Below are 4,184 nucleotides of genomic sequence, written 5' to 3' on the forward strand. Positions count from 1 at the left end.
GGTCCCCAGGCAACGATGACAACGGCAGCAACAAACGTAAAGACCAGCAATATACTGCTGGCCAAAAAGAGCGTGATGAAGCCGATTTCTGCGTGATTACTTCGTTCGCTAACGCCATTATTATTATCGTTATCCATGCCGGCCCTCCTCCCTCGCCTGAGCAATATGATTACTGCAAATAAATCATATGCATCCACTGGGCAATGTTCTGTGCGCTGCTTCACTTAACTGATGACCACGAGTAAACAACAACACAAACAAAAAGGCCTTGCACGGAGGCAAGGCCTGATTAACGAATTATGATCTGGAGCTTATAGCTGGGGATTCAGTTTTTCCGTTTTCGAATACAGTTTGTTCAAGGCAGATATATAGGCTTTGGCCGAGGCGACCACGATATCCAGATCGGCACCTACGCCGTTGACAATACGCCCGGCTTTCGACAGACGCATCGTCACCTCGCCCTGAGATTCGGTCCCTGTCGTAATCGCATTGACTGAAAAAAGCAGCAACTCTGCACCGCTCTCCACTTTCGATTCAATCGCATTGACGATCGCATCGACGGGGCCGTTTCCTTCGCCGCGGCAAATTTCTTCCTTGCCACCGATCGAAAACACCACTTGCGCTGATGGCTTGATGCCCGTTGCAGATTGCTGAGATAACGAGACGAAGTGGTAGAACTCCTGATCATGTGCATGCGGTTCATCGGAAACCAGCGCCATGATGTCTTCGTCAAAGATCTCCGATTTCCGATCGGCCAACTTCTTGAAGCGGACAAAAGCCGCATCCATTTCCGTTGCAGAATCCGGCGTGATGCCGAGTTCTTCGAGTCGTTGCTTGAATGCGTTACGCCCCGACAGCTTGCCGAGCACGATCTTGTTGGTCGTCCAGCCGACATCCTCGGCACGCATGATCTCGTAAGTGTCGCGTGCCTTCAGCACGCCATCCTGATGAATGCCAGACGCATGCGCAAACGCGTTGGCCCCAACGACGGCCTTGTTCGGTTGCACCGCAAAGCCGGTGATCTGCGACACCAGCTTGGACGTCGGCACGATCTGCGTCGTGTCGATGCCGAGTTGCAGATTGAAATGATCCGTGCGCGTACGCACGGCCATCACGATTTCTTCCAGCGCGGTATTGCCTGCGCGTTCACCCAGACCGTTGATCGTGCATTCGACCTGACGAGCGCCACCGATCATGACGCCAGCCAGCGAATTGGCGACCGCCATGCCGAGGTCGTTATGACAATGCACGGACCAGACCGCCTTGTCGGAATTCGGCACACGCTCGCGCAATGTCTTCAGCATGTTGCCGTACAAACCCGGAACACCGTAACCGACGGTGTCGGCGAAATTGATCGTGGTCGCGCCTTCGTCGATCACGCCTTCGGTCACGCGACACAGGAAATCCATGTCGGAACGGCTGCCGTCTTCCGGACTGAACTCGATGTCGTCGGTAAATTTACGCGCATAACGTACTGCCAGCTTTGCCTGTTCCAGAACCTGGTCCGGCGACATGCGCAGCTTTTTCTCCATATGCAGCGGAGATGTTGCGATGAAAGTGTGGATGCGCTTTCTTTCGGCAGGTGCCAGTGCTTCGGCTGCACGCGAAATATCCTTGTCGTTTGCGCGTGACAGCGAGCAGACCGTCGCATCCTTGATGATCGCTGCGATCGCCTGGATCGATTCGAAATCGCCTTGCGACGCTGCAGCAAAACCTGCCTCGATGATATCGACCCGCAGGCGTTCAAGCTGGCGCGCAATACGGATCTTTTCATCCTTCGTCATCGACGCGCCCGGCGATTGTTCGCCGTCACGCAAGGTCGTATCGAAAATGATCAGTTTGCCAGAATCGACTGCCATGATGCACTCCTCAGGGCTGATGCCCGTTAGCTTGCAAATCCCGCCACGCTGACGGCAGCGCAGGGATTAATCGTGATGCTCGTCCATTTCGGTTTGCACGATGCTGACCGGCTTGCCTTTTGCCAGGCGCCAGAAATACACGGCGTAACCCGACAAGCCATACAGAATGAACAGGCCAAACAACACTTTCGGCGGATCGCCGGCAACGGCGACAAACGCCAGCACGATCAGGAAGATCGCAATGAACGGCACCGACTTGCGATAATTGATGTCCTTGAAGCTGTAGAACGGCACGTTCGTGACCATCGTCAATCCTGCATACAGCGTGATGATCCATGCTGCCCAGCTCAATTCCGCGCCGGCATAACCGAGGTCCTGCATCAGCCAGATGAAGCCGGCGACCAGCGCCGCCGCGGCCGGACTTGGCAAACCCTGAAAGTAACGCTTATCGACCACGCCAATATTGGTATTGAAGCGCGCCAGTCGTAACGCACCGCCTGCGCAATAGACGAAAGCCGCGAGCCAGCCCAGCTTGCCCATCCCCTGCAACGCCCACACGTAGACCACCAGTGCCGGTGCGGCACCAAACGACACCATATCCGCCAGGCTGTCGTATTGCGCACCGAACTCACTCTGCGTGTGCGTCAAACGCGCCACACGTCCATCGATCGAATCCAGCAACATCGCGGCAAAAATCGCAATGGCGGCGTAGTCGAACTTCTGCCCCATTGCCATCACGATTGCGTAGAAACCACAGAACAGGCCTGCCGTCGTGAACGCATTCGGCAACAGATAAATGCCGCGTCGACGCAAGGTTCTGCCCGATTCAATATCCTCGTCCTCGTCATACTGCACATCCTGCTTGCCACGCGCGAGCCTTCCCAGCGGACGTGTCTTGTTGAAGGTGGATGGCGTATTTTTCGCTTTCCGGCGATTGAAACTTGGCATGCGAATCCCGCTTTATAAATACCGTTTTTAGTGGAGAAACCGAGATTGCTAGTGTAGCAGACGGTATACATCGGGCGGTTGCCGCGCGGAATGACCAACGAAAAAGAAATCGCACCGTCCCGGGAGGATGCGGTGCGATTGATCAATGACGCACTGGCGCCAAATCTCTTGCGCTCATGCCGGCGGCAAACCTGTCGGCATGAGCGCCGACTGTTAACGGAATTTGATCTTGCCGACCACACGCATCGTCAACGTTGTCTCACCCGGTTCAAAGCTCGGCTCTGCAACGGAATCGGATTCCGCCATCATCGACGTGCGCATCATTTTCGGCGCCGCGGAAACTGCGTCCTGTGCGTAGTTGCCGGAACCTTCAAAATCAACCGTATCCAGCACCGCATCTGACGGATTACGTCCCATCGCACGTGCGATCGACACGATGCGCTCATTCAGGTTTTTGTACGTCGCATCGATACGCTGCGCATCCAGCTTGCGAGAGGTCGTATCGGACAAACCGAAATTCAGTGAGTTGACCGACAAGATGCTCTGCACGGCAGAAACCGTTTTCGGCAAACCGGCCAGGTTGGTCGTTTTCACATCCAGATACTGGCCGACACGCCATGCGATTGGCTGCGGCGGTTTGTTCGACTGGCGCGGCTGAGGCTGCCCCTCCGGATACACAGCGTAGGTGTAGTAGCCGCGTGTGGAGAGAACCGCGTCGCCATCCTGCTTGCGAACGATGTCCATGCCTTGCTTCATCTTCTGATTGACGCGGGAAGCGGCAGCCGCCTTGTCCTTGTCCTGCTCCTCTACAGCAAGCGTCAGAATTGCCTGATCATTGGCATGCTTGACCTCGCCAAATGCGGGAACGATGACCAGCGTACCACTCGTTTGAATCGGAGTCTGTGCAAAAGCCGTTGCTCCGGCAACCGTGCAGGTCAGCGCTGCAAAAAGGAATTTTAATCGTGACATTGCGTATCTCCGGATTGTGGGTGCCATCACCCATGTTGATGATATGAATCGTCTGTTATGACCTCTAGTGACAACGTTGGTTCTTTCCTTTCAGCAAGCCATCTGTATCTAATGCAACAAACTGTAAACGAAAAAAGCTGCAACCAGCACGGCTATCCGTATAGACGTGGCAAATCCAGTTTTGATTAATCCCTTGCCATGCATTCACGGCAGCCGGCACCAATAAAAAAGCCACGCAAATGCGTGGCTTTTCGTCTGAGCGCGGCACGCGCCTGCAAGCACATGCCGGATAATGCCCGATATCTCTTCGAAGAAAATCAGTTCTTCGTTTGATCGACCAATTTGGTTTTGGCGATCCAAGGCACGTGAGAGCGCAAAAAAGCCGCACCAGCGTGCGGCTTTTAGCTC

General features: G+C 54.7%; 4 protein-coding genes. All 4 read right to left on the minus strand.

From position 1 onward, the window contains the following. Positions 1 to 311: 311 nt before the first annotated feature. Positions 312 to 1,859: a 2-isopropylmalate synthase gene (locus VN114_RS06640; RefSeq protein ID WP_325513228.1), complete on the minus strand. Its 1,548-nt coding sequence runs from the start codon at positions 1,857 to 1,859 to the stop codon at positions 312 to 314. A 66-nt stretch (positions 1,860 to 1,925) separates the two neighbouring features. Next, a complete protein-coding gene (pssA, locus tag VN114_RS06645) occupies positions 1,926 to 2,807 on the minus strand; it encodes a CDP-diacylglycerol--serine O-phosphatidyltransferase (RefSeq protein WP_325513230.1) in 882 nt (293 codons plus the stop codon). Between the two features lie 213 nt (positions 2,808 to 3,020). Beyond that, on the minus strand, positions 3,021 to 3,776 hold the full coding sequence (locus tag VN114_RS06650) for an SIMPL domain-containing protein (RefSeq protein WP_325513232.1): 756 nt from the start codon (positions 3,774 to 3,776) through the stop codon (positions 3,021 to 3,023). A gap of 204 nt (positions 3,777 to 3,980) precedes the next feature. Then, positions 3,981 to 4,184: hypothetical protein (locus VN114_RS06655; RefSeq protein ID WP_325513234.1), on the minus strand; the 204-nt coding region annotated here is incomplete at its 5' end.

The organism is Oxalicibacterium sp., assembly GCF_035565035.1.
Classification (GTDB): domain Bacteria; phylum Pseudomonadota; class Gammaproteobacteria; order Burkholderiales; family Burkholderiaceae_D; genus Oxalicibacterium.